We start from the raw sequence: 25,485 nt of genomic DNA on the forward strand, positions 1-25,485 counted from the left end.
GCACCGATTCGTTTTCTTTCATAGTCACTCCGTTGTCTCCTCAATCAGAACAGCTTATTTTCACCCGTTCGATGGGTAGACCCCTAAATCTATAGATCTGAATTACTTCCGGAATTCTCTTTTGAATTTCCAGTGTATATAGGGGATCAGTAACTACAAGAAACAGAACCCCCTCCCGGTAATCAGCCGGTCGGGAAAAGGTGGCCAGTTCGGGAAAAAAAACCGGATACTGTTCCAAAATTTGGAACGTGGCCATACGTTGACTGAGGCCCGCGTCCTGAAAATACTTCTGTAGAGCTTCGGCTAGCGTTCCCGGTTTTCTCTGAAAAAAACTCATGAGATCCCTCCGCATCCGATTTTTTCCCGTACTCAGCCATCCAGCAGTAAGTTTCCTCCCTGACAGAAAAAACGGGTTAAGCGTCCGCCGGAAAAGTCTTGGCCTTCATCTAAATCGGTAGCAGAAAAAATTACCTGACCGCCGGTGAGCAGCCCCTGGAGAAGATATTGACGGCGGTTTCGGTCCAGTTCTGAGAAAACGTCATCGAGAAGAGCGATTACGTCACGTTTTTTTACTTCTCTCATAACCGCCATTTCCGCAAGTTTCAGGGCTAGGGCCAGCGTCTTTTTTTCCCCTTGGGAGGCGAAACTCTTAAATTCTTTTCCCTCGTTGAAAAATATCGGCTCATCACGGTGCGGTCCTACCAGCGTCATGCCCTTTTCCCTCTCTTCCCCTTCGTATCGGGCATAGGCTTCTCTTAGATCCCGCTCGACCTCGACCCCGATTCCCGGCTTCGACGGCTCATATTCTACTCCGACTTTCCCCTTTCCACCAGCCAATCGAAAATATACTTCCGCCAAGTGGGGAGCCAAGGCTCGCAGATAGTGTGTTCTCCCCCGGATAATCTTTCCTCCGGCTTCAATCAACTGTTCGGTATAGACCAAAATCAGATCCTTGTCCGCCCGTTCTCTAAGCAGTAGGTTCCGGCGGAACAGGGCTTTTGAATAACGGACTCCCCACATTTCGTGAGCTGGATAGATAAAACCGATAGCCTGATCCAGAAAATCGCGTCTCAACTGGGGTGGGCCATCCACGATATCAATATCGTGGGGGAAAAATCCGACCAGCCAAATGGTATTTCTTTCCCCCCGGCGTGGTTCCTCACAACCATTCCATTTCCACTCTTTACGTTTTCCCATCCGAATGATCAGTTCACGGGTAAACGTTACCGGGCCGTCGACCACGGACGCTCCACAATAGGCCTTTTCCTCGCCCCAGTGGATCAGATCGCTGTCTATCGCCCGGCGGGGAGAAGTCCGGCGGGATATAAAGTATAACGCTTCCAGAAAATTTGTTTTCCCTTGAGCGTTATCCCCAATCACCATCGTTGTCCCGGGATATAAGGAAACCTGTAGCCGGTGAAAATTCCTCCATTGCAACAGCCGTATTTCACTAAAATGCATCTGCTCGTTTCCCCGCTATGATCCTTTAATCTCCCCGTCTTCCTCAGAGCGAAGCGGCATCAAGATACACTCATACTCGTCACCGCTTCCGCCGATCCGGGTCGGTGTAATCTCTCCGGTGATCCCCAACTCGATCATCTCCCAGGGCGCCGCTTTGATCGCTTCCAGGAAATATCGAATATTATAGGCTATTTCCAGTCTTTTTCCTTCGACCGATGCTTCCAATTCATCACGGGCTTCTCCCAGTTCCGGAGACTGAACGACAAATTCAAGTCTCTTCTCTAGAACCTTCATTCGAACAACACCGAACTCTTCGATAAAAACTACCGACACCCTTTCCAGAACGGCAATCAGGCTGTCCCGGGATACTGTAATCCGGGTGATGCTCTCCTGGGAAAGAAATTCACGGTATTGGGGAAATTCGCCCTCGATCAAGCGGGAAAACAAAGCCGACGTACCACACCGGAGCAACACTCTCCCATGTCCAAAAAACAGTTCTGCCTCTTGATCCTGAATCATCCGGATCATCTCGACAGCAGCTCGCACCGGAACTAAAAACCGCTCAAACTGGCCTTCCTCTATGCCCTCAGCCGGCAATCTAGCGACGCTCAACCGGTGACCATCGGTCGCAACCAAGTTTACAAACCTGTTCTCCAATTCAAAAAGAAGGCCAGTCAAAGTCGGTCGCATCTCATCACGCGAAACAGCGAAATAGGTCCTGGAAATCGCCTCCCGCAACGCCATTCCACCCATTCGAACAGCTCCGTCTTCGGGATAAGGGGGGAAAACGGGAAAATCGGCCGCCGGGTATCCGGACAGCCGATAATAGCTCTTCCCCGCCTTGATCTCCAGTACCGAACCAGGTAGAGTAGTCATTTCCAGTTCTGTTCCTTGCGTTCCACGAACAATATTCCAAAATATCTTCCCCGGAAGGACAACCTGGCCCCCTTCCACAAACCGGGCCGCGCATTCGGCATGAATTCCCATCTCCAGATCCGTCGCCGTCAATCGAGCCTTCTCTCCTTCGCCTTCCAAAAGAATTCCAGAGAGAACCGGCAGCACCGCTCGGTTCATCACCCCTCTAATAACCTTCCCCATAGCCCCGAATAGTTCTTTTCCTTTAAAAACAACCTTCAAGTACTATTCCTCCTTTATTATCCACAGTATACACAAGCCGACTTCTATCCTTTTAAAATATAAAAGAGTCGTAGTAATAGAGCAACAAAAAACTGGGGATAAGCGCGGTTTCCTCCTGTTCGACGACTTTCCGGTGTCGGGGTAAACCTTTAGCAGGCCTTGCTTTCCCTGTGGAACAGGCCTTTATAATTTGTGTATAAGAGTCAGGGGGTTACCGTTCCCAAATCAGCCAAACAATTCCGGGCAAAGATCGAAATAAAATCCGGGGTACAATAGGTTCGGTATAGGGAATCACGGGCTGGTAATAGCTTAAGCCGGATACCTGGGGAAGGAATCGTGTCATGTGGAAAGCGGTGATATTAGCCGGCTTCAATCCGCATCGCTGGAACGGACCCGCTTGATGAGTACCTCAATTTCCTGGACAAGTTGAGGGTTCTTTCCCATATCGGATTTTATCTTTTCATAGGCGTGGAGTACGGTGGTGTGGTCTCTTCCGCCGAACTCCTCTCCAATTGTTGGTAAAGACAAGTTGGTCAGGGTTCTGGTTAAAAACATGGCCACCTGCCGGGGGAAAGCAATCTCTCTGGTTCTCTTCCTGGCCCTCATGACCCCCGCTTTGAGATGATAATGGTCGGCAACTACCCGTTGAATGGTCAGCACATCTATTTTTCTGGTTTTTTTCTTTGGAAGGATATCTTTCAAAACCTCTCGGGCGACTTCAACCTCCAGTGGAATCTGATTCAGGATACAGAAAGCCTTAATCCGAACCAGGGCTCCTTCCAATTCCCGAATATTTGAGGAAATCTGACTGGCGATGAAGGTGATGACATCGTCGGGAACGGTTACATTTTCCAATTCCGCTTTTTTCCTGAGGATGGCAATGCGGGTTTCCAGGTCCGGTGGCTGGATGTCCGCCAGAAGGCCCCATTCGAAACGGGAGCGAAGACGGTCTTCCAGCGTGGGAATCTCCTTGGGAGGACGATCGCTGGTAAGAACAATCTGTTTGAATGCGTCGTGAAGAGAATTGAACGTATGGAAAAACTCTTCCTGGGTACGTTCTTTTCCGGCAAGAAACTGGATATCGTCAATAAGCAAGACATCGACTGAGCGGTATTTCTGGCGGAACGCCTCGGTTTTATCATCCCGGATGGAATTGATCAACTCATTGGTAAATTTTTCCGAGGTGGAATACTCAATCTTAGCGGTCGGGTTTTTACCTGCAACATGTATGCCGATCGCATGCATGAGATGTGTTTTTCCAAGCCCCACCCCTCCGTAAATGAACAACGGGTTGTAGGATCGAGCCGGGCTTTCGGCAACTGCGAACGAAGCGGCATGGGCAAACTTATTGCTGTTACCGACGACAAATGTGGAAAAAGAATATTTTAAATTCAAGGGGATTTTTTCAGAGTCGTGATTTCGGAACTGCGGCCCTTGGCGGGTTCTCGTTTCGTTATGGGGCATGACTACAACCGATATGTCGATATGGGGAAAAGCCCCTTCCGACGCCTTTTGTATCGAATACCGAATCGTTTCCAGATACTTGGTCAGGAGTTTTTCCCGGGCCAGTTCGGTGGGGACGGACACGGTCAGGAGATTATCCGACATTGAAAGAGGTTGAGTGGATTCGATCCACGAGTTGAATTCGGGAATCGTTATTCTTTCTCGAATAATTTCGAGAGACTTATCCCATAAATCCTGGAAATCGCCGAGCGTTTTATTCATGGCAAACACCTCGTGCTTTCAATTATCCGGATGTCTTGCGGACAAGAGACCCGGGGTACCGGAAAGAGGGGAAAACACTCGTTCAGGCTGGCCGGTTCATAGAAATCTTCCCGGGCTCAAATAATTATCCACAACCGTCTTCCAAAAAAGAGCGGCTCCGAAAAAATCCTGCAACGACCGTCTCGTCTGGAGGAGCTTTTGTTTCAGGAGAAACCGCCGATCACAAAATTATCCACAAACTGTCAACACCTGTGGACAGATGGCGCACCGTCCAAACCGCAGAGGCTGCCTGTCCGGAGCGCTTAACAGACCGGGTCGGTCGGAGGACCGGAGTTGCCGGAATCTCTGTCGGACTGCTTCCAGCAAGACATCCGGATAAGCCGGGCTCCTTACCGCTTGATCACTATTATAGTCTTTTTTCAGAAAAGGAAAAAGGGGAGACGAACGGTAAAGGGCAGGTCGTCTTTCCTGAGAACAGCATTGACAAGGTGCGGTATAAAAAGGAAGTCAGTGGCCGGCGAAGGTTTTGTTTTCAGGTTTTAAATTTTCTATTGCCCCCCTTATGGTTTTGAAAAGGGAGCGAAAAAAATTTTTTAAGATCGACAATTTCATGGAGAAGGTCAATCGGGCACTGAACAAAGGCGAAATCACAAGAAATTGCCGGGATCTTCAGTCAGGATCTCTCCCCGGTCCTTGGGAGGAAGCTCTCTTTTGGCGAGCACAGATACGACGACAAATCAAATCGGAAATCGTACCGTTGCGCGGATGAGTTCTTCCGGGAGCCGCCTCTCTTAAGTTGGCCTTAGGCCGGGCCAGGAACCGGGATGGACAGAGGGGGCCGGCGAGGGAACTCGGACGGGTGGGGGTTGGACGGGAAAAAGCCGTTGACCAGCCGAACCGTTCCGCCGATGGTTAATTCCTTTGTAGTCCGCTTTGACTTCGTTGCGCCGGACGCCTACAATGTTCCTGTCCGGGAGGCCTTCTTTAACCGGGAGAGGCGATAGAAGCACATGGCCACAATACTGATAACCGGAGGAGCAGGGTTCATCGGATCTCACGTGGTTGATCTCTGTCTCCGGGAAGGACGCCGGGTCGTGGTGGTCGACAACCTCTCGAGTGGCCGGCAGGATCATGTTCACCCCGGAGCTCGATTTTACCAGGCGGACATCACCGATCAGGCGGCAATGGAAGCGGTCTTTCAAGAGGAAAAACCGGATATCATTAACCACCACGCTGCACACATCAATTTGCGCCGTTCGGTGGAAGACCCCTTGACTGACGCCCGGCAAAATATCCTGGGAAGCCTGGTCCTTCTTGAACTGTCTCGACACTACGGCGTCCGGCGGTTTATCTTCGCCTCCACCGGAGGGGCCATGTACGGTGAACCGGTTACTCTTCCGGTTGAGGAAACTGCGGAAGCACACCCTCTTTCTCCCTACGGGGTGGCCAAGCGTTCCGTAGAGCTCTATCTTGACAGCTACCGGTTGAACTGGGGGCTGGAAGCGGTAATTCTCCGTTACGGGAATGTCTACGGACCCCGTCAAGAAGCAGGGGGAGAGGCGGGAGTAGTTGCTATCTTCAGTAAACGGATCCTCTTTGGAAGGCCCTGCACAATTTACGGGGACGGCCGGCAAACCAGGGACTACGTATTCGTAGGAGACGTTGCTCGGGCCAACCTCCTGGCCCTCTACGGCCCTCCCGGAACCTACAATATCGGGACCGGACAGGAAACAAGCGTCCTCGACTTAGTGGAGATGCTTGGCCGGGCCAGTAGCCGCCAAGTCAGCGTTGTCCACGCTTCTTCCCGTCCCGGCGAAACGGCTCGGATCGCTCTATCCGCGCATCGGTCGAAGGCCGTACTCCGTTGGGCCCCAGCAACCACTCTGCCAGAGGGGATTGCCCTGACCTGGCAGTGGTTTCTGGAAAACGATAACAGGCACTGTTTTTAGGGGGCCTCACGATGCTGGCCATGACCCTTCACGTACCAGCCCCGGTCGAAACACAGCCGCTTCACCCCGAAGAGCGGGAAGACCCGACCCCCGGAGCGGGGGAAGTGCTTATCGAGGTCCTTGCTTGTGGGGTGTGTCACACCGATCTCCACATTGTAGAGGGCGAGCTTCCGTCTCACCGGCTTCCCGTGGTTCCCGGACACCAAGTCGTAGGTTGGGTAAGATCCGCCGGAGCCGGCGTGGCAAGGGTCAGTCGCGGCGACTTGGTTGGTGTTCCCTGGCTCAACCGGGTGTGCGGCCGCTGCCCTTACTGCCTGAGCGGCCGGGAGAATCTCTGTGAATCGCCCTGTTTTACCGGCTATGATGTCGATGGTGGGTTTGCCAAGTTGTTTTGTGCTCATCAGGAAGCGGTATATGATTTACCGGATGGGTACCAGCCCCTAGAACTGGCTCCGCTTTTGTGCGGCGGAGTAATCGGCTATCGAGCCTATCAAGCCTCCGGTGTCCCGGCGGGAGGGGTTCTTGGGCTGTTCGGCTTCGGGTCTTCCGCCCACCTGGTGCTCCAAATGGCTCGCCTTGAAGGAGCGGAGGGGGCCGTGTTTACTCGAAACCCTACTCATCGCCAGGTAGCCCGGCAATTGGGAGCGATGTTTACCGGCGGAAGCGAGGAGACCCCGCCCCGCCTCCTCGACGGAGCGATTGTTTTTGCCCCGGCAGGAAACCTGGTGAAACGCGCGCTTGAACTCTGTCGCCCTGGTGCGAGGGTGGTTCATGCCGGAATCTACGCCACGGCGATCCCCGAGATTCCCTATTCCTTACTCTATGGGGAACGCAGCGTTCAAAGCGTAACCAATAGCACGCAGTCCGACGTCCGTAGCTTCCTTGCCTTGGCCAGGCGTCACCACTTTCAGGTAGAGGTGGAATCATTCCCCCTGCAGGAAGCCAACCGGGTCTTGCGCATGCTCAAGGAAAGCCGGATTCAAGCTTCGGCGGTTCTGGTCCCCCCTTCGTAATCTTCCAGCAGCCCTACCCGCCACAGGGGTTTTCTCAATAGCGCCTGGAGCCGTTCAATTGGCTCGGCACTTGAAAACAGAACCACGGTGGCCGGACCGGCCGACTGGTAAAGGGAATACCTGGGCCGCTCCTGAAAGCGGATTTTCAAGCGGGAACGGCGAGCGATCCCCAGCGCCTCCTGAAACACCCCCCCGGAACCCACCGGAACTATCTCGCCGGTATAATCCAGCGAATGGATCTGAACAAGATCAAACAAGTCGGCGATCTCGTCTTGCCGATTGAGGACTTCCTCACCCACCGACGGCCTGCCTAAGGCGCAGAGTATCTCGCCGCCCTCGGAGCGGCGAAACGCATGGCCGGATTCCGCGAATGACCCCACGACCGTAATTCCCACACCGGTTTGACCGACTGGAATGTTTTTCTCCGAGGATACGACCATCGGGAGTTGATCCAGAGCGATCGTATGAAGTTCCCGGCGGACCCCCCGAATCATTTCCTCGAGATCAGGTCCGGGTGCAAAACAGGCCGTCACCGAGCAGGCCAAAGGTCGTGCGCCCAGGCTCAATACCTCAGCGAGCGCCACCCGGGCGGTGAGAGAGCCGACCAGGGAGGGTGGGGCCTTGATGGTGTCCCCCGGTGATCCGCCTATTCCTCCAGCTGAATCACAGGCCACCACCAGGATGTCTCCCCCGCTTCTTTCGATTAATATTCCATCCCGCTCAACCATTCTTTTTGAGGAGCAGCCGGTAGATTGCACAAGCCAGCATGGCGTTGGCTGCGGATGAAACCACCAGGGAAAGAATGATCGCAGTAAAAAACCCCCAGCCGAACAGAGGAACCATGGTCAATGGCGCGATCACCCCGTTGAGAAATACGGCTATGGCAATCGCCGGAAGATAGCTCCAGCGAAGGTAGACCAGCCGGAAAACAGCGACGATGAGGGCCATCTCCGCCCCGATGAGAAGATGAATGGGCAAACCCAATGGAAAACCGACATTAAGCGAGGTGAGAATGTGTCCCAGAAAAGCAATAATCGCTCCTTCGCCAAATCCGAGGTACAGCCCTCCCAGGTAACCGGGAACGGCATCGAGGGCGACCGTACCGGTGGGGCTGGGGATTTTGAGGTACGAGCCTACCACGGAAAGGGCGATCAGGGACGCAAGAATTGTAATACGGGGTACCGAGAGCGACGAACCGGGTGAAGAGCTGTGCATAGTGGACCTCCTTTTAGAACAAAAAAAGTCCTCGGCTCTTAAGAGCCGAGGACTTTTCCTTCATCCTCGAGCGGTTTCCGCGGCAGGTCTTCTGACTTGGGTTCACCATTCTTTTCCACCTTCCCGGGTTGCCCCAGTGGCCCCGGAAAAGAACTCCCCCCTACAGCGGCGGGTCCGTGCCGGATTCTCACCAGGCTTCCCTATTCTCCGTGACACACGGCACCGCGGAAATGCAAGATTGAATTTTTCCCATAATACCCTCAGACTAAAAAAGAATCAAGCCTTCATGATGGGTTTTGTTGATCGACCATTTCTTTTTTGACGAAGCTTAGACAGCGCCTCCCCGAAGAACGAAGCACTTCAAGCGAGGGCAGGACCCGGGATTTGAATCTCAAGGCCCGACATCCATGGGGGCGCTGTTTTTCCCAGGTAATATAAAAATGCGCGCACTGATAGCAGTTGATCCGGGGAGGGTCTTTTTTGTTCACTCGACAAACACCGACTTCAGGTTGATTTCAGGATCTTCGAAAATTTCCACCCTGACTTTATCTTCAGCTCCGCAAATCTGCGGTCCGCCATGCTCTTCCCCCCTCAAGTCCCGGCATTCCCGTACCCCGTGCTTTTTGTACAAGTTCAGCTTCAAGGTCAGATCCCGGGCTAAGCACTCGGCGAAGCGATTTCGATCACCCATTCTGCCCTTCCCCCCCCGCTCACTTGTTTTTCCCTCCCTCCGGCGAACATCGCAGGGCCCGGCAGGGTTTGCCTTATAAATAAAGCGTGGATTCGCGCAAACAGTTCCCCGCCGTTTTCCTGGTGGCGCCGGCCCCGGAGTCATAGCGCAAGGTGTGCCCTCAGCGATCTCCCGGCGTTCCTCTTTGGGCCAACTCAGGGAATTACCGCAGGTGAAAAGGCTGATTGCCCTATTATATTGCCCCGGGCCTTTTTGATCCACCCTGATATTGTCGCATGCCTCTCATTTCAATCTGTCTTTCCCGGGAATCCGATGATATACTCAGGGGTGTTTTTCGGGACATCACTACGGAAACGGGAAATCAGACAACTCTCCACCATGACTGTTGTATTCCGGGTTGAGGCTTCGCCGATCATCGGTTCTGGCCACCTCATGCGTTGTTTGACCCTGGCTCGGCAGATCAGAAAGCGCGGCGCCGGAGTTCTCTTCGTGATGCGGGACCTGCCTGGACACCTCGCCACCCTGGTAGAGCGAGCGGGTCTGCCCGTCACGCTTCTGCCGGCCCCGGCTGCGGGCAGAGAACCGATCGAACTGCTGACGACCCATTCCCACTGGTTGGGGGTCCATTGGGAAACGGATGCCCGACAGACCCTTGATGTCGTAGCTCAGCATGGCCCGGTCGACTGGCTGGTAGTCGATCATTACGCTATCGAGAAACGCTGGGAGCAGATCCTAAGGCCTGTGTCCGGACGAATCCTGGTTATCGACGATCTGGCCGACCGGGAACATGAATGCGATGTGCTTCTGGACCAGAACTACCTTACCGGTCTGGCCACCCGCTACCATAACCGTGTCCCGGCGCACTGTCTGACTTTTCTGGGGCCCCGCTATGCTCTCCTGCGGGATGAGTTTCTCCAGGCCCGAAAACAATCTCTCCACCGCACCGGTCGTATTGAAAAGATTCTCGTCTTTTTTGGAGGATATGACCCGGCGAACGCCACCGGACTGGCTCTCCGCTCCATCGCCGCCCTCGAGCGGCCGGAAATCACGGTGGAGGTGGTGGTGGGAGAGGCCAATCCGCATAGCGGGGAAATCAGTGAATTGTGCCGATCAAGTCCCCGTTTCCGTTTTCATCGACAGATTGAAAACATAGCCGAATTGATGAACCACTCTGACCTCGGCCTGGGGGCCGGCGGGGCAACGATGTGGGAACGGTGCTACCTGGGGCTTCCCTCCCTGGTCTTGATCCTGGCCGAAAACCAGCGAAACACCACGCTGAGCTGTGCGCACTATGGAGCGGTGGAGAACCTGGGCGACTTCGGCTGCTTAACGGAAACACATCTTACCGAAAAACTGCGGCACTGTCTCGACCATCCCGCGAAGGTTCGGCAAATGGGCGGCCGGGCGCTTCAACTCTCCGATGAAGGCATTGGACCCCCGGGGCGAGGGATAGTGGAGAGCCTGTGGATAAATGGTGGATAAGCAAGGACGTTCACTTTTCCCTCGACTCTTGGATTCCGGCAACAACCAACCAAAATCCGATTTTTCCATCCCCCCCTCTTCGGCCTGTCTCCAGGCACGGTTATTAAAAGACAGGATCGAAAACCAAAGGGAATAATCATCACACTACACTGCACTGTTGGCGGAAAACCCCGGAGAACAGGACCAGGGCGGGGCAAAAAGCGGGCAATGCCCGCACGAAAATACCCAGCGACCATTGAAGGCCTCACTAAACAGGCGCCTCAGCCCACCGCATCCTGGAAATGCCCGCCGTAACCGGCTAAAAGAGCTGCGTGGAGAATCTGTGGATAAATAGTGGATAAGAGAGGATGGTTATCGTTCTTTCTCGCTTGATCCACTGCATAGGGAGACGAGAAGCCGGGTAGCGGCAAGGTGTTGTACGTTCTCTCCGGCTGGCAGACGGTAAAGACGGAGAGCGGAGTTCGGGCTGGAAACAGAGGAAACTCTCAAAAAGTACCGGTGGAAAACTCCACAGACTGTGTTCGAAAATGAATATTTTTTGACAAGGATAGTCGCCGAAGAATAGCCTGCGATCGGGCAAAGCCCTATCGTAAAGTTACTTGGCGCAAATTGTCTCTTAAAAACAAACGCCGTAAAAGTAAAAAAGATGATGCGGAGAGTCTGTGGATATGTTGTGAACAACAACTGTTCTCCGTGCCTGATTCATCGCTGTTTCAAAGGAACTGATTCGAGAGCGAATCGTTTCTTCGTATTCACAGGCTTATCGGCCCTCAGTCTGCCTCAGGGCATCTTTTGACGGGAGGCCCGGATATGATAAGCTCTTTTGGCAGTGTTATTCATCTATGCCCAGAATAGCAGGCGTTCATCAATGCTAACCGGGAAGTGAAAGTCATGGAGTGGAACAAGCTTTCGGTTTTGGTGACTGGAGGGACGGGGTCGTTCGGGAAGAAGTTCGTCGGCACGATGCTTGCCGAATATCATCCCCGGAGAGTCATCGTTTTCAGCCGGGACGAGCTGAAGCAGCACGAGATGCGGATCGGAGGATTCGACCATCCGAGCGTGCGTTATTTCATTGGCGATGTGCGTGACTTCGGGCGGTTGCGCAGGGCTTTCCAGGAGGTGGACGTGGTGGTTCATGCTGCTGCCCTTAAGCAGGTCCCGGCCTGTGAGTACAATCCCATCGAAGCAGTAAACACCAACGTCAACGGGGCCAAAAATGTGATCGATGCGGCGCTTGATTGCGGAACACAAAAGGTGTTGGCCCTCAGCACCGACAAAGCCACCGCCCCCGTCAACCTCTATGGAGCGACCAAGCTGGTAGCCGAGAAGCTCTTTGTCCAGGCCAACGCTTACAGTGGTCCCAGGAAAACCCGCTTTGCCTGTGTTCGTTACGGTAATGTGGTGGGGAGCCGGGGGAGCGTGGTGCCGCTGTTTCTCGCACAGCGGAAAAACGGGAAGATCACCGTCACCGACCCGCGGATGACCCGGTTCTGGATTACTCTGGAACAGGGTGTGCGCTTCGTCGTCTCCTCCATCGAAAAGATGCATGGCGGCGAGGTCTTTATCCCCAAACTTCCCAGCATGAACATCATGGATCTGGCCGGCGTGCTCGCCCCTCAGTGTGAGGTGGAATATATCGGGATCCGGCCCGGGGAGAAGCTCCACGAATCGCTGCTTTCCCGCTATGAGGCCCCCCAGGCCCTGGAAATGGCTGATCGTTATGTCATTTTCCCTGCCCACTCCTGGTGGTCGCAGAACAACTATTCAGATGGGAAATCCCTTCCCGACGGATTTTTCTATTCCAGCGACAACAACGGAAACTGGCTCACCCCGGAACAGCTCAGCGCCATGGTGGAGGCCTAAAGTGAACCGATCGAGGCGAGCGGAAGAGTCAAATGCGGAAATCGCGATGAAGCCTATTCCCTATGCCCGCCAGAGCATCGCAGAAGGCGATGTTCAAGCGGTGGTCGAAAGCCTTCGCTCCGATTGGCTGACCCAGGGACCGGTGGTCCCCGCTTTTGAGCAGAAGGTAGCCGACTATTGTGGGGCAAGGTACGCCGTGGCGGTCAACAGCGGGACCTCCGCCCTTCATCTGGCTTGTCTCGCCTTGGGGCTTAGTCCGGGGGATTTTCTCTGGACCTCCCCTCTCACTTTTGTGGCCTCGGCCAATTGTGCCCGGATGTGTGGGGCAGGCGTTGATTTTGTGGATATCGACTACCGCACCGGCAATATGAGCATCAATTTCCTGTCGGAGAAACTCCGGAAGGCGGAAAAAACCGGTACTCTCCCCAAGATCGTCATCCCCGTCCACTATGCCGGTCAGTCTTGCCTGACGAGGGAAATCCATTCTTTGTCCCAACGCTACGGCTTTTCCATCATCGAGGACGCCTCGCACGCCCTGGGAGGAGAATATTTGGATACGAAGGTCGGTTCTTGCCGTTATTCCGATGTCTCGGTCCTGAGCTTTCACCCGGTGAAGATCATCACCTCTGGGGAAGGCGGCATGGTGCTGACCAATAGTGAGACCACCGAGCGCACGCTCCGGCGACTCCGCAGCCACGGTATCACCCGGGAGGCCGTCGACATGGAACAAGTCCCCCATGGCCCCTGGTACTATGAACAGATAGACTTGGGCTACAACTACCGGATGACCGATCTCCAGGCCGCCCTGGGCTTGAGCCAGACGGAACGGCTCGACACGTTCCTGGCCCGTCGCCGCTCGATCGCCCGCCGCTACACTGAGGATTTGCGGGACTTCCCGCTTTTTCTGCCCTTCAAACACCCGGATACCCGTTCGGCCTGGCATCTTTATGTCATCCGACTGTGTCTTGGCGCGATTGGTAAAACCCGCCAGGCCGTGTTCGCAAGTCTTCAAAATGCCGGGATCAACGTCAACGTCCACTACATCCCCGTCCACACTCAACCCTATTACCAGCGCTTAGGCTTTGGCTGGGGGAGCTTTCCCGTCGCAGAAAAGTTCTACGCGGAGGCCCTGAGTCTTCCCGTTTATCCGGACTTGACCGAAGAGGAGCAGGGATTTGTGGTGGAGAGGCTGGGGGAGGCACTGGGGTGAAAACCGTTATCATTGTCCAGGCCCGGATGACTTCGACCCGTCTTCCCGGGAAAGTATTGATGGAAGTGAGGGGAAAACCGCTCCTGGAGTATCAAATCGAGCGTTTGAGCAGGGTCCAGTTGGTCGACGCACTGGTTATCGCCACCACCGTAAACGACACTGATCAGCCGATAGTAGACCTTTGTAGGAGGCTTGGAATATCTTACTTCAGGGGCTCAGAAGACGATGTATTGTCACGCTATTATCATGCGGCCCTCGAACAGGCAGCCGACACGGTAGTCCGGATAACCGCGGATTGCCCACTTGTCGACCCGACAGTTGTGGACGACGTGATCCGTTTCTACCGCGACCACTTTCCTTCCTATGATTATGTGGCCAACATTCTGGAGCGGACATATCCCCGGGGAATGGATACGGAAGTTTTTTCTTTCCAGGCATTGGAAAAAGCCCATCATAAGGCAGAGGCTCCCTATCAACGGGAACACGTTACGCCATTTATTAACAGTCAGCCACAACGCTTCTGTTTGGGGAACGTCAGACATCACGAAGATCTTAGCAGTCATCGCTGGACGGTTGATACCATTGAGGATTTCGAGTTGGTGCAAAGAGTAATAGATATGTTATATACAATCAGCCCCTTTTTTTCCATAAGAGACATCGTAAGAACTCTAGAAAAAATCCCCATGGCGCCTCATTAATTCTCATGTACAACGGAATGTGTGAGAAGGATTAACCACGTACATTATAGCGAGCAATATGTCTCCCCAACGGATTATCGTCTAAAATTAGTAAAGATATTTTACTAAATCTTGGAGTGATATCTTTTGAATAGTCTGCAACTTGCTGAAAGAAAAATCGGTCAAAAAATGCCGCCATTTATTGTTGCGGAAATGTCTGCGAATCATAATCAGTCTCTCGAAAGAGCTCTGCGAATAGTTGAAGAGGCCAACCGAGCTGGAGTTGATGCTGTAAAAATCCAGACCTATCCGGAAGAAACCGTAACAATAGACACAGACAAGGCCGGCTTTGTTGTTCGGGATCCAAACAGCCCATGGGTCAACAGAAAACTTTTCGATCTCTATAAGGAAGCTCATACCCCATGGGAATGGCACAAACCAATAATGCAGAAGTGTCGAGATCTGGGGTTGATTTGTTTCAGCACGCCCTTGGATTCTTCGGTAGTAGATTTTTTAGAATCTTTGAATGTTCCTTTTTATAAAATTGGTTCTTTCGAAATCATAGATCTTCCATTGATTCGAAGAGTTGCCCAAACAGGTAAACCGATGATTATTTCTACAGGAATGGCAAGTTGTGCTGAAATCGACGAAGCAGTAACCACAGCAAAAAAGAGTGGTTGCAAAGAAATTGTACTCCTTAAGTGTACAAGTAGTTATCCGGCAAGTGCGAGAGACGCAAATTTGCGAACAATTCCTCACATGTCTGACGCCTTTGGTTGTTTGGTAGGCCTATCTGATCACACTCTCGGTATAGGCGTAGCAGTGGCAGGCGTGGCGATGGGGGCGGCTATCATCGAGAAACATTTTACCCTTTCCAGAAACGATGGGGGGTTAGACGCGACATTCTCATTGGAACCAGATGAAATGGCCAGGCTGGTTTGTGAATGTATAAGCGCTTGGGAAGCCCTGGGTACTGTCAAATATGGATCTACCCCTTGGGAAGGTAAATCAAAAGCTTTCCGGCGATCCCTCTATATTGTGCAAGATTTAAAAAGGGGAGATATTCTTAATGTAAATAATTTAAAGATAATTCGCCCAGGCTATGGCCTGGCGCCAAGATTTTATGACATATTGATTGGGAAAAGGGTATGCAGGGACGTCAAAAAAGGAACGGCCCTGACTTGGGAACTTTTATTTGATGAAAAATAAGAGACAACACGAAGAATCGGCCTTTGCAGCTTGGTAATAAATACGTGGGAGTATACTAATATGATACAGAATGATATTTTAATTCTGAGACCGGTCAGTTTTAATGACCAGCAATTTGTAATCCATATTCGCAATAATCCCACAATATATCGAGAGCTCTTTTCTGATCCCCCGCTGTATGATTTTGTACATGAGCGATGGCTAAGGAACGTCAATAGCGACGAAACGATTGATTTGATAATCGAATACCAAGGAACGAGGGCGGGCCGGATCTGTCTTAATTATATTTCATACCGTCATATGCGGGCCGAGTACGGCATTGTCCTTTTGCCAGAATACCAGAGCAAGGGTTTAGCCTATCAAGCCAGCTGCCTGTTGTTTGACTATGTTTTCCAAAATTTGCCTCTTCAAAAAATATACTTAAAAGTATTTGCCGACAATCAGACGGCTATCGCTTTATATAAAAAGCTTGGCTTTCAGGAAGAAGGTCGCTTATTAAAAGAATATTATAAAAATGGGAAATGGCGAGACGTGCTCCGGATGGCGACGTTCAAAGATGATTGGCTGGCGAGGAAGGCATGAGCATTGCCTTTGTTGTTGCCGCTGGTCCAAACGACGAAGCTCTGGGATGGGGGGGGATGATTGCTTGGATAGTAAGCTCTGGTTGGAAAGCGCATATGTTCAGCGTTGCCGAAGGGGTGACCAGTCGGATACCACACCGCCAAGTGGTGACTGCTCAGGATAGTCTGGATCGCCTCACTGGTTGTGCCCGGAAAGCCTCGGAGATATTAGGAGTTGAGTCACCGAACTTCCCGGGCCTTCCCGATGACCGGTTAGAATCTGTTAATCGAGTGAAGTAAAGAGGGAGTGGTGCCCGGTGAAGAAAGGAAGGAAAAACCTGTATTTCCGGCAATCGGCCAAACAGACCAAGCCAGCGAACGCCAAAACACCGGGAGGATTGAATATATTTCAAAAAAACCTGGATACCCTGGCGGCCACGGACCCTTCGCTGGCCAAGCGCATTCAGAATACCCCCGACAACGGACGGTTCCGGGTGGTTCGGAACGGCTTGAATGCCCTGCCTACCCTCCAATTGAGTAGTGGTAACTTTACCTACTACAATCCGGCCGACCCCATGCGGGACGTGAAGGATCAGTTGGAATCCCTGAAGTTACGCAATACCCGGCTGGCCGTCTTTCTGGGCTTTGGGCTGGGGTACGAGGCGCTTTATTATGCCCGGCACATGTCCAAAGAACAGCAAACCACCTTTTTCCTGATTATCGAGAAAGAGCCGGAGATCTTTCGTGCGGCCCTGAAAACGTTGAATTTAATCCCTCTGCTTGAGATCCCCCAGGTGAAATTTATCGTCGGGGAAGAGGAGAAGAGGCTCTATCCGTTGTTAAGGCAGTATTTAGCCGAGCAGTCACGCTTCATGTTTCTCAAGGCCATGAAGCCCGTCTATCATACTTCGGCCTTGATTTTGAACAAGGAGTACTATCTCAACGCTTTAAAGATACTCCGGGAGAGCGCTGTCCACCAGATCCTTAACTTTGGAGATTCACCGGAGGATTCCTTGGTGGGAGTGCGGCATATGCTGGCTAATCTGGGGGAAATAGCGGGAAATCCCGGGGTGAACTTACTCTTTGATAAATTTTGTGGAAAGCCGGCAGTGGTGGTTGCAACGGGCCCCTCTCTCAACAAAAATAAGCATCTGTTGAAGGGATTAGAAAAAAAAGCTCTCATCATCGCCGCGGATGCTTCTTTGAAAATTCTCCTGGATATGGGGGTCAAGCCCCACCTGGTGACCTCCCTGGAACGCGTTCCCCTGACTGCTGAGCTTCTTAAGGGCTTCACGCCGGAAGAGACGCTGGACACATATCTCGCCGCTTGTCCGGTAGTCGTCCCGGAGCTTTACGAAGCTTATCCAGGTCCTCGCTGTATCGTCTACCGGAATTTCGACCACTTCAGGTGGTTGGGGATAGAGCGGGGAATACTCGATATCAAGCTTTCCGCCGGAAATATGGCCTTCAAGGTGGCCGAGGCCCTGGGATGCGATCCGATCATCCTTATTGGGCAGGATCTGGCCTTCAGCCGGGAGGGAACGACTCATGCCTCAGGTGCGGTTCTGGGGGAAAAACAGGACGCGCCCTTAGCTCAAAAAATCCTGGAAGTACCGGGCAACGATGGCCAACCGATTACAACGACCGAAACCTGGTACTCCTTCCTCAAAGGCTACGAACTCGACCTTGCTGGATATTCCGGCGCCTGTATCAACGCCACCGAAGGCGGGGCTTTTATTCAGGGAACCACGGTGATGAGCTTCCAAGAAACGATCGAGCGCTACATCCGGGAGGAGTTTCATCCTTTGGCTATCATCAGGAAAGAGCTATCCGCCTTCACCGTTGAAGATGCTGAGCGGGACCTGCGGCAAGTGCTGGAATTGAGCGAAAAGACCGTTGAAGACCTCACTGCCATCATCAAGGAGTGTAAGAAGGGACTGGAATCGGTCAGGAAACACCAGGATATCCTTCACGCCTGCCTGCAGGAACCGGAACGACCTCCGGAGCTACGGTCTCAACTCGCGCAAATCCAGCGGGAAATCCTGGAACCCAAACTGAGCTTCGCCCAAAAATACAGACACACCTATCAACTCTATCTGATGCATGTCCTCCAGTCTTTCAGTATCAAGTTCGAGATGGAAATGATCGCCATCCCGGAAAAGCATGACCACCGGGACCAAGCCACCGCTGAAATCCTGCTCCAACACGAGCAATGGTATTCAGTCATTGGTGAGCTGGTGAAGATTTGCATGGATGTTTTGGTGCAGGGGAAGGAGAAGCTAGAAGAGGACGTGAGAGGTGAGAAGCAAGAGGGGAGACAGAATAAATATCAGGACAGCCTGCCCCCCCCAATCAACATATAGGGAACCCCAGAATCATCGAGGGAGCGGGCCAGGGATTCAATGAGCAGTTCGACCGTTGATGGTTCTGGCATAGCGTTTCCTCACGGACAAGATGCTTGTCAACGGTAAACCTCCTGACATGCCCTTCTCAATCATTTTTCTCAGGTTGGCACGTGGTGGGAAAGACATATTATGGGTTATTGAAAGTTAGCTCGTTTATAATTTTTTTGATGAAGTTATAACACAGCGGCGGTTGCTGGAGGCGGTCTCGTCTCAAGGCTGAGCTTTGATTAGCCAGAAACTCTGAGGGATCGCTTATGGAAGAGCCGCTTGAAGAACCCCGTTTGTATTTTTACCGATTGGGCGAGGACGGTCATTAGCACCGGCCAGAGTTCTTTTTGTCGGTGAGACAGTGCGACCGGCGACGATTCCAGGCTATGAAGCCAACCTGCCTATGGTGATTTCCGAATGAATCCTGATTCTACTGCAATAAGTAATTCTGCTGCAAAAGAACGAAGGAAGCCCGGGTCTGAGTTGCCTAAATCAGCTGCCGAAATCACCGCATTTTCGAAGCAAAAAGACCAAGGACGGCCTTTTCAGCAGCACTGCAACCAGACGTGGTCTGAGATGCGTGCGAGAAAATGCCAGATGAGGCGGGGCTGATGGCAACGGGGCCTCGCTGAAATGAGTTTTTGCAGCAAAATCAATTTTTGATAGTTATCTTTTAGCCATTTTGAACAATAATAGTGTGTTTAAAAGAGTCTTGACCCAAACACCTTCTCCAACTTGCGTTATCACGAAAATTGTGCTACACATATTTAAGTGGAGGTAAAGAGAAATGGAAAAACAAAATGTTACCATATCGGTACCCAAAGATATTTTAAAAAAAGCAAAACACATTGCTGTTAACAGGCAAACATCCCTGTCTCGCCTCCTGGCAGAAACCCTGGAAGATATTGTTGAAAAGGATGACGTCTATAACAAAGCAAAAGCCAGGCAGCTTGCTGCGATGAAAAGTGGTTTCAACCTGGGGGTAAGAGGAAAAATAGCCTGGAAAAGAGAAGATTTACATGCCCGATGATACTGGACTTCAGTTTGTGGATACTAACATTCTTATTTATGCGTATGATGTAAGTAGTGCCGAAAAACACCAGCGTGCCCTGGCCTTGGTTTCAGAACTATGGGATTCGGGTAGAGGATGCTTGAGTATCCAGGTATTGCAGGAGCTTTATGTTAACCTGGCGCAGAAAATTCCCCATCCATTAACGCCTCTGGAAACAACGCGCATTGTTGATGACTTCGGCCAATGGCGCCTTCATAAACCGGAGCTCAGAAGCGTGATAGAAGCCATTTATATTCAGCAGCGCAATAGAATATCATTCTGGGACGCCATGATTATTTGCAGCGCTAAGGAAATGGGCTGCAAGAATATTTGGACGGAAGATCTCAATCCAAATCAATCATATGAAGGCATTATGGCCGTCAATCCATTCATAACCGGTTAACTCAGCAAATTGTGAACTCAGGTGTAGGCTGTCCAGGGGTCCGGTTTGCTCCGAAATACGTACGTTTCCCTTTCACCTGTGCTGGTTGACGATACATAATGGAGGTACCGTCTGTCCTCCATAGCGGTGTCTGGTGGAAGGGGAAAGACATTCGTCATATACCGTGGACAATTTACAAGAGGGAGGTTTCGAGTGAAAAGGAAGATGCTCATCCCCGTTCTCTTGGTCGTCCTTGTTTTTCTTAGCGGGTGCGGCGGGACGGTGCTCCCTCCCGACGTCTACCGGGTCAGGAACATGCTGGTTTCTTATTATCATTCCCTGTTACGTCTGGATTATCACGGAGCCCGCGCCCACTTAGTTCCGGGCGGGGAAACCGACAGAAACTTCGCTACGATCTACCGTGAGTTCCAGGCCTTTCGCTCCTGGGATGTCGAACGATACGATGAAACCACGGTTAGAATCGTCCATTTCGCTATCGACTTGGAGGGCGACACGGCTTTCATTCATTCTTTTGTGGTTTCCTATTGTGACTGGAAAGAGGAAGAGGAGCCGCCCGAATTTTTTTGGAGCGGATCCTGTGGGCAGTGCCCGGGTTTCTGCGGGGAATTGCGTTACGTTGACTTTAATGGAACCGCCCGATTGATCGACGGGTGGTGGCGCCTCGCATAGTCAACCCGGTGTCCTAATAAGCGCTTGCTGTTCAGTCAGGGTGAACATTGGTGTCTCTCGGGATGGATCGGTTTGCGGATTGTCGAGATGGAGGCGGTGATCTTTGGAATTTGCTGATAAGGAGGGAAAGCGAACCAATGTCCAGAGATCCGAAGGGGGAGACTGGTAACCTGAAAACAAGCACAAAGGAGGGGCCTTCCCTGACCGTCCTCGTTATCAACAGTTCCGCCTTTATGCGGAACCGGCTTCGCCAGATACTCAAGGAAGCCCACTTTGTCGTGTTTGAAGTCGGAGACGCCTCCCTCCTCTTTGACCAAGGACTGTCTCGGTTCATCCGCCTTGACTCAATGTCCCTGGTTATTTTAGATCTCGATCTCGGACCGATAGACGGCTTGGCTGTATTGCGAGTTCTGTCCCGGCAATTTCCGGCCCTTCCGGTGGTAGTGCTCAGTCGCGACAACCGGAAGGGTCGGATCATCAAAAGCGTCGAACTGGGGGTCAGCGATTATGTTCTTAAACCCTTTGATGAAAAGGGGCTAGTGGAGCGCATCAAGGCAGTTTTAAATAAGCAAGAGCCTTCCCCGGTCTTCGAGAATGGAAAATTGTGCCGGTTTTTTGACGAGGAAGTGGAGCGGTCTCAACGTATCCGGGGAAGTTTTGTAATCCTGGCCCTTACGATGGATGAGCGGGAATTGACAAACTATGTCGCCTTACGCCACGATCTGGCCCGGTTTTTCCGCAGGATCGATCATCAGTTTTTACTGCCGGGAGGGGCGGTGTTCTTATTTCCACTGACCAACGAATCCGGGGAAGCCGTAGTCAAGGACAAAGTTCTTCGCCTTCTTACCGAGAAAGGGCTCGGTTACCAGGCGGCTACCTCCTTTCTCTATCCTCGCGACTTTACCATTGCCATCCGCGAAAAAACTTGGTGGTATGATCGCCGCTGTTCGGTGAAGCAATGAGTCCTTTCCGGTACTCTGCGCCCCTGCGGCACCGACTGGTGGGAATGTTGTTCTGGTCGGCGATTGTCGTTCTGACGTTCCTGTTGGTCTCGTCACCCTCTTTTGGACTGCCGGCGCGCTTCCTGTTCTTTTTTATTGGTGACGGGATGGGTTTTTCTCAGGTACAAGTCGCCGAGAGCTTCCGCCGGTCGGTGGAAAGTGCAGGGCTCACGATACTTCAGTTTCCCGTACAAGGCGAAGTGACCACCCACTCTCTCGGGTCACCCCTGACCGATTCAGCGGCGGCAGGGACCGCCTTCGCGACAGGGCACAAGGCCTCCTTCGGCGTCATATCTCTCGACCCGACGGGGCGCGCCCTCCCCACGCTGGCCGAACGAGCTCGAGACGCTGGCCTGGGCGTCGGCATCGTGACCTCTGTTGCCCTCAACGACGCCACCCCGGCGGCTTTTTATGCCCATCAGCCCTCCCGGTTGGATCGCTATGAAATCGGCCTTGACCTCATTGACAGCGGGTTTGATTTTTTTGCCGGCTGGGGCTTGAGCTCGCGACGGGGTCCCCAGCGGGATCGGGAAGACCTGCTCGATCTCGCCCGGCAGAGAGGCTTCACTCTGGTAACCAGCCGGGAGGCACTCGCTGTCTTAAACCAGAAAAAGCTGCCCGTCCTGGCTCTTTTGCCCTTTCCATTTGAAATAGAACGAGAGAAGGAAGATCTGTCGCTTGGTGAGATAACCGCTCGGGCAATCGACCTCCTTGACCATCCTCTGGGGTTTTTCCTGATGGTTGAGGGGGGCAAGATCGACTGGGCCTGTCACACCAACGACGCCGCGAGCGCCGTTTGGGAGACGATCGCTTTTGACGAGGCAGTGGCAGCGGCAGTGTCATTTTTGCTTGAACGACCCGAGGAAACCTTGATCGTCGTTACCGGAGACCACGAAACCGGGGGCATGTCGTTTTGCGAGGGTGAAAACGACAAAATTCACGTCCTCGCTCAGCAGAAGTGTTCCTATGAAACGGTTCAGGAGCGCCTCCGGTCGATCGCCGTTCGGAAGGAGAGCTTTCCTGAAATTCTGGCTCTAGCCCGGGAATGTTACGGTCTGTGGGCGCCTCCTGGGACGATTCCTCCCGGCAGTGCCTCGCCCCCCCTCGCTCCGGATGAGATCGCTTTACTGCAAGAGGCTTGGAGCATTTTTGTCAGCGGTGATCAGGACATCATTCGCCGGAGATTCGGGGGTTATCACCCGGTGATGATTACCCTGAACCGCATTCTCAGTCGACGGGCCGGAGTGGGCTGGTCCCATTTCGGTCACAGCCCCGATCCCGTTCCGGTTTTTGCTTGGGGCGCGGGACAGGACTTGTTTTACGGGAAGATGGACAACACCGATATTTTCTGGAAAATTCTGGAGGCGGCCGGATGGTCGACGGATCGTTTTTAAAAACTTTCTCCCCGTCCGGCCCTTATTTTGTTCCGTCTCTCAACATCATGAATCATATCCAGTCAGTGTAGTAAAAAAATTCCGGGCTTGCCGGGCCGCCTCGTGAAACGTGGGATGGGGGACGATTTCAGCGGAATAATAGCCGTTATACCCGAGGTTGCCAAGAACGTCGTAGACGGGCCGGAAATCCAGGTGGCCCATCCCGGGTGCCCGGCGGTTCGAATCGGCGATATGGACATGGGAGACCAGGCAGCCATGCCGTTCGAGGCTTGCAGCCATATTAACCTCCTCGATATTCATGTGAAAGGTGTCGGCCAGGATTCCCAGGTTGTTGACCCCCAATGCTTCGATGCAGATAGCGGCTTCCTCCAGGGTGTTCAAAAAATTGGTTTCGTAACGGTTCAGAGGCTCGAGCACCAGCGAGACGTTCAATTTCCCGGCAATGGAACATAATTCGCGCAAATTTTCCTGGAAGGCCGCAAATGCCCTGTCCCGTTGTCCGGTTTCGTCGGGAAGCCTTCCCCTGATCAGACCGATGATCACCAGGCTTCCCAGGTTAGCGGCCAGTCGAATATGAGTTAGGATCCGTTCCATCGCCCGGTGGGTCACCGAATCATCCAGAGAACTGAGGCTCAGACCTTCTTCGAGATAAGCCTGCCCGGTCCCCAGGGCCGGGACCGGAAGAGAAAGCGAGGCGAGTCTTTCTTGGAGACGGGGGACATCCACCTCTAACGGATTGCGGATTGCCAGTTCAGCGCCGTCGAAACGCAAGTCTCGCAGTAGTGTCAAGAGCGGAAGGATCGCTTCCTCGAAGACCACCGCCTGAAAAGAGGTTTTTTGGACTGACACTGCCATACTGGTTTTCACCGTTTATCGCCTCCCGGAAAAAAGTTCCTCAACATGTCCTCAGCCTATTCTCGGCCCTTTCCAGGCTCGTTATTTCACTAAATCCCGCCGTCTCCCCGCTATCTCCCCGGCCTTGGTCGGGCAGTGGTTTTACGAATGATGAGCTTGGGTGGCAACACGACATGTCTGGGTTCGCTTTTTTTGGATTGGGTGATGCGCTCGACGAGCATTCGAGCACTGAGGGCGCCCTGTTCGGCAATAGATTGAGAAATGGTGGTCAGCTGGACACAGTGCAGTCCTCCCAAGGGGGTGTCGTCGAAACCTATGACTGACAGCTCTTCAGGCACCTTGACTCCCAGTTCGGCCAGGGACTCGAGAACGCCCATCGCCATCGCATCGTTGGCCGCAAACAGGGCGGTAGGCCGGGGAGGAGGTAGCTGGAGAAACAGCTGGACGGCCCGGGAGCCGCTTTCCATTTTGAAATCGCCCCGCAGGACCCATCGCTCATCGACAGCGATGAGCGCTTCTTCAAGGGCGCGCCGGTAGCCCGCGAAGCGGTCGTGGCTTGGCGAGGCCAACCAAGGGCCGGACAGAAAGGCGATCCGCCGATGACCGAGGGATAAAAGGTGTTTGGTGGCCAAGTGGCCTCCCATCACATTATCGGTGACCACATATTCGTAGGGTCGAGGGTCCTGGGGGAGGCGGGCGAGCAGCACCAACTGCAACCCTTTTTCCTGGAAATCCCGCATACTTTGGTCGTCGAGCATGGTTGAAGCCAGGATGACTCCATCGACACCCCTTTGGGTGAGCGACTCTAACTGAGCTCTTTCCTCTTCCTCCCGCCCGTCGGTATTACATAAGAAAACGCTGTAGCGATAATTCCGGCAGACGTCTTCAATTCCCTTAACCAGTAGGGCGTAAAAGGGATTGGTGATATCGGTCACCACCACGCCAATGACACCGGCTTTCAGACCACTCAGCCCCCGGGCAAAAAAATTCGGCCGGTATCTTCTTTTCAGGATGATTGCCGACACCCGCTCCCTGGTCTGAGGAGATACGTTGCTGGAATTATTTAAAATCCGGGAAACGGTGCTTTTCGAAACGCCGGCTTCCTGAGCGATGTCCTGGATGGTCAAATTTTTCTTCACCAGAGTGCTTCACTCTCCCTGTTCAACAAGAAATTAACGAGTTGTCCATGTTCTATGGAACCGCTACCATTATATATTAAATTTTGATTCTACTGCAATAAGTAGTTTTGCTGCAAAAGAACAAAGGAAGCCTGGGCCTGAGTTGCCTAAATCAGCCGCCGAAATCACCGCATTTTCGAAGCAAAAATGCCAGGGGTGGCCTTTTTAATCACTGCAACAGGACGTGGTCATTGATGCGTGCGAGAAAATGCCAGATGAGGCGTTGCTGATGGCAACGGGGCCTCGCTGAAATGAGTTTTTGCAGCAAAATCAATTTTTACTCAATGCAGCAATGTGTACAAATGCATATTTCTTTGTTTTGAGCGGTCTCAGGCCGCTGATAGGGTCT

At 52.6% G+C, this 25,485-nt stretch carries 25 protein-coding genes and 1 riboswitch; of the genes, 15 read left to right on the plus strand and 10 right to left on the minus strand.

The annotated features are described in order from the left end of the window. Positions 1-40: 40 nt before the first annotated feature. The 4 genes from VLH40_03740 to dnaA all read right to left on the minus strand — a co-directional run bounded on the left by VLH40_03740 (position 41) and on the right by dnaA (position 4,323). Entirely contained in the window at positions 41-337 is a 297-nt protein-coding gene (locus tag VLH40_03740; GenBank protein ID HSV31119.1) for a DUF721 domain-containing protein, read from the minus strand. 32 nt (positions 338-369) lie between these two features. Further along, positions 370-1,461 carry a DNA replication and repair protein RecF gene (gene recF, locus VLH40_03745; protein ID HSV31120.1) on the minus strand — a complete coding sequence of 364 codons (1,092 nt, stop codon included), beginning with the start codon at positions 1,459-1,461 and terminating at the stop codon, positions 370-372. 15 nt (positions 1,462-1,476) lie between these two features. Then, a complete protein-coding gene (gene dnaN / locus VLH40_03750; GenBank protein HSV31121.1) occupies positions 1,477-2,598 on the minus strand; it encodes a DNA polymerase III subunit beta in 1,122 nt (373 codons plus the stop codon). Positions 2,599-2,967: 369 nt separating this feature from the next. Beyond that, positions 2,968-4,323: a chromosomal replication initiator protein DnaA gene (gene dnaA / locus VLH40_03755; GenBank protein ID HSV31122.1), complete on the minus strand. Its 1,356-nt coding sequence runs from the start codon at positions 4,321-4,323 to the stop codon at positions 2,968-2,970. 1,010 nt (positions 4,324-5,333) lie between these two features. Here dnaA and VLH40_03760 point away from each other — a divergent pair. After that, positions 5,334-6,272: an NAD-dependent epimerase/dehydratase family protein gene (locus VLH40_03760; GenBank protein ID HSV31123.1), complete on the plus strand. Its 939-nt coding sequence runs from the start codon at positions 5,334-5,336 to the stop codon at positions 6,270-6,272. 11 nt (positions 6,273-6,283) lie between these two features. Next, complete coding sequence (locus VLH40_03765) at positions 6,284-7,285, plus strand: zinc-dependent alcohol dehydrogenase family protein (protein ID HSV31124.1); 1,002 nt, start codon at positions 6,284-6,286, stop codon at positions 7,283-7,285. Here the strand turns inward: VLH40_03765 and VLH40_03770 are convergent. From VLH40_03770 to VLH40_03785, 4 genes are all read right to left on the minus strand, one after another. Beyond that, positions 7,252-8,013 (minus strand): AIR synthase related protein, encoded by a 762-nt coding sequence (locus tag VLH40_03770; protein HSV31125.1) that lies wholly within the window; start codon positions 8,011-8,013, stop codon positions 7,252-7,254. The genes VLH40_03765 and VLH40_03770 overlap by 34 nt on opposite strands. Continuing rightward, the gene (locus VLH40_03775; protein HSV31126.1) at positions 8,006-8,500 is read right to left on the minus strand and encodes an ECF transporter S component; all 495 of its coding nucleotides are present in this window, start codon (positions 8,498-8,500) and stop codon (positions 8,006-8,008) included. Before VLH40_03775 ends, VLH40_03770 begins: the two co-directional genes overlap by 8 nt. 63 nt (positions 8,501-8,563) lie before the next feature. Beyond that, positions 8,564-8,742: riboswitch (cobalamin riboswitch) on the minus strand. A 42-nt stretch (positions 8,743-8,784) separates the two neighbouring features. Further along, a complete protein-coding gene (locus VLH40_03780; protein ID HSV31127.1) occupies positions 8,785-8,988 on the minus strand; it encodes a hypothetical protein in 204 nt (67 codons plus the stop codon). Continuing rightward, positions 8,985-9,191 (minus strand): hypothetical protein, encoded by a 207-nt coding sequence (locus VLH40_03785; protein ID HSV31128.1) that lies wholly within the window; start codon positions 9,189-9,191, stop codon positions 8,985-8,987. The genes VLH40_03780 and VLH40_03785 overlap by 4 nt, the downstream gene beginning before the upstream one ends. Positions 9,192-9,503: 312 nt before the next feature. Here VLH40_03785 and pseG point away from each other — a divergent pair, with 312 nt between their 5' ends. From pseG to VLH40_03850, 13 genes are all read left to right on the plus strand, one after another. Continuing rightward, positions 9,504-10,673 (plus strand): UDP-2,4-diacetamido-2,4,6-trideoxy-beta-L-altropyranose hydrolase, encoded by a 1,170-nt coding sequence (gene pseG, locus VLH40_03790; GenBank protein HSV31129.1) that lies wholly within the window; start codon positions 9,504-9,506, stop codon positions 10,671-10,673. Between the two features lie 891 nt (positions 10,674-11,564). Beyond that, positions 11,565-12,536 carry a UDP-N-acetylglucosamine 4,6-dehydratase (inverting) gene (gene pseB, locus VLH40_03795; GenBank protein HSV31130.1) on the plus strand — a complete coding sequence of 324 codons (972 nt, stop codon included), beginning with the start codon at positions 11,565-11,567 and terminating at the stop codon, positions 12,534-12,536. Position 12,537: 1 nt separating this feature from the next. Beyond that, positions 12,538-13,746, plus strand: a complete 1,209-nt coding sequence (gene pseC / locus VLH40_03800) for a UDP-4-amino-4,6-dideoxy-N-acetyl-beta-L-altrosamine transaminase (protein ID HSV31131.1) — start codon at positions 12,538-12,540, stop codon at positions 13,744-13,746. Beyond that, positions 13,743-14,444, plus strand: coding sequence for a glycosyltransferase family protein (locus VLH40_03805; protein ID HSV31132.1), 702 nt, complete (start codon positions 13,743-13,745; stop codon positions 14,442-14,444). Before pseC ends, VLH40_03805 begins: the two co-directional genes overlap by 4 nt. A 126-nt stretch (positions 14,445-14,570) precedes the next feature. Further along, on the plus strand, positions 14,571-15,632 hold the full coding sequence (pseI, locus tag VLH40_03810) for a pseudaminic acid synthase (protein HSV31133.1): 1,062 nt from the start codon (positions 14,571-14,573) through the stop codon (positions 15,630-15,632). 60 nt (positions 15,633-15,692) lie between these two features. Then, a complete protein-coding gene (locus tag VLH40_03815; protein HSV31134.1) occupies positions 15,693-16,214 on the plus strand; it encodes a GNAT family N-acetyltransferase in 522 nt (173 codons plus the stop codon). Next, the gene (locus tag VLH40_03820) at positions 16,211-16,492 is read left to right on the plus strand and encodes a PIG-L family deacetylase (GenBank protein HSV31135.1); all 282 of its coding nucleotides are present in this window, start codon (positions 16,211-16,213) and stop codon (positions 16,490-16,492) included. Before VLH40_03815 ends, VLH40_03820 begins: the two co-directional genes overlap by 4 nt. Before the next feature lie 17 nt (positions 16,493-16,509). After that, on the plus strand, positions 16,510-18,555 hold the full coding sequence (locus VLH40_03825; GenBank protein ID HSV31136.1) for a 6-hydroxymethylpterin diphosphokinase MptE-like protein: 2,046 nt from the start codon (positions 16,510-16,512) through the stop codon (positions 18,553-18,555). A gap of 817 nt (positions 18,556-19,372) precedes the next feature. After that, positions 19,373-19,615: a DUF6364 family protein gene (locus VLH40_03830; protein ID HSV31137.1), complete on the plus strand. Its 243-nt coding sequence runs from the start codon at positions 19,373-19,375 to the stop codon at positions 19,613-19,615. Continuing rightward, the gene (locus VLH40_03835) at positions 19,605-20,039 is read left to right on the plus strand and encodes a PIN domain-containing protein (GenBank protein ID HSV31138.1); all 435 of its coding nucleotides are present in this window, start codon (positions 19,605-19,607) and stop codon (positions 20,037-20,039) included. The genes VLH40_03830 and VLH40_03835 overlap by 11 nt, the downstream gene beginning before the upstream one ends. A 192-nt stretch (positions 20,040-20,231) precedes the next feature. Further along, positions 20,232-20,708: a hypothetical protein gene (locus tag VLH40_03840; protein HSV31139.1), complete on the plus strand. Its 477-nt coding sequence runs from the start codon at positions 20,232-20,234 to the stop codon at positions 20,706-20,708. A gap of 137 nt (positions 20,709-20,845) precedes the next feature. Beyond that, a complete protein-coding gene (locus VLH40_03845) occupies positions 20,846-21,670 on the plus strand; it encodes a response regulator (protein ID HSV31140.1) in 825 nt (274 codons plus the stop codon). Continuing rightward, positions 21,667-23,103, plus strand: coding sequence for an alkaline phosphatase (locus VLH40_03850; protein HSV31141.1), 1,437 nt, complete (start codon positions 21,667-21,669; stop codon positions 23,101-23,103). Before VLH40_03845 ends, VLH40_03850 begins: the two co-directional genes overlap by 4 nt. Before the next feature lie 45 nt (positions 23,104-23,148). Here VLH40_03850 and iolO read toward each other — a convergent pair whose 3' ends face one another. Then, on the minus strand, positions 23,149-23,970 hold the full coding sequence (gene iolO, locus VLH40_03855; GenBank protein ID HSV31142.1) for a 5-keto-L-gluconate epimerase: 822 nt from the start codon (positions 23,968-23,970) through the stop codon (positions 23,149-23,151). 98 nt (positions 23,971-24,068) lie between these two features. After that, positions 24,069-25,097 carry a LacI family DNA-binding transcriptional regulator gene (locus VLH40_03860; GenBank protein ID HSV31143.1) on the minus strand — a complete coding sequence of 343 codons (1,029 nt, stop codon included), beginning with the start codon at positions 25,095-25,097 and terminating at the stop codon, positions 24,069-24,071. Positions 25,098-25,485: the final 388 nt, after the last annotated feature.

Source organism: Atribacteraceae bacterium, from assembly GCA_035477455.1.
Classification (GTDB): domain Bacteria; phylum Atribacterota; class Atribacteria; order Atribacterales; family Atribacteraceae; genus DATIKP01.

Coding starts and splice junctions, on each gene's coding strand:
- VLH40_03740 (HSV31119.1), bottom strand. CDS start 337: ATGAGTTTTTTTCAGAGAAAACCGGGAACGCTAGCCGAAGCTCTACAG.
- recF (HSV31120.1), bottom strand. CDS start 1,461: ATGCATTTTAGTGAAATACGGCTGTTGCAATGGAGGAATTTTCACCGG.
- dnaA (HSV31122.1), bottom strand. CDS start 4,323: ATGAATAAAACGCTCGGCGATTTCCAGGATTTATGGGATAAGTCTCTC.
- VLH40_03760 (HSV31123.1), top strand. CDS start 5,334: ATGGCCACAATACTGATAACCGGAGGAGCAGGGTTCATCGGATCTCAC.
- VLH40_03765 (HSV31124.1), top strand. CDS start 6,284: ATGCTGGCCATGACCCTTCACGTACCAGCCCCGGTCGAAACACAGCCG.
- VLH40_03770 (HSV31125.1), bottom strand. CDS start 8,013: ATGGTTGAGCGGGATGGAATATTAATCGAAAGAAGCGGGGGAGACATC.
- VLH40_03775 (HSV31126.1), bottom strand. CDS start 8,500: ATGCACAGCTCTTCACCCGGTTCGTCGCTCTCGGTACCCCGTATTACA.
- VLH40_03785 (HSV31128.1), bottom strand. CDS start 9,191: ATGGGTGATCGAAATCGCTTCGCCGAGTGCTTAGCCCGGGATCTGACC.
- pseG (HSV31129.1), top strand. CDS start 9,504: ATGATATACTCAGGGGTGTTTTTCGGGACATCACTACGGAAACGGGAA.
- pseB (HSV31130.1), top strand. CDS start 11,565: ATGGAGTGGAACAAGCTTTCGGTTTTGGTGACTGGAGGGACGGGGTCG.
- VLH40_03815 (HSV31134.1), top strand. CDS start 15,693: ATGATACAGAATGATATTTTAATTCTGAGACCGGTCAGTTTTAATGAC.
- VLH40_03820 (HSV31135.1), top strand. CDS start 16,211: ATGAGCATTGCCTTTGTTGTTGCCGCTGGTCCAAACGACGAAGCTCTG.
- VLH40_03830 (HSV31137.1), top strand. CDS start 19,373: ATGGAAAAACAAAATGTTACCATATCGGTACCCAAAGATATTTTAAAA.
- VLH40_03835 (HSV31138.1), top strand. CDS start 19,605: ATGCCCGATGATACTGGACTTCAGTTTGTGGATACTAACATTCTTATT.
- VLH40_03845 (HSV31140.1), top strand. CDS start 20,846: ATGTCCAGAGATCCGAAGGGGGAGACTGGTAACCTGAAAACAAGCACA.
- VLH40_03850 (HSV31141.1), top strand. CDS start 21,667: ATGAGTCCTTTCCGGTACTCTGCGCCCCTGCGGCACCGACTGGTGGGA.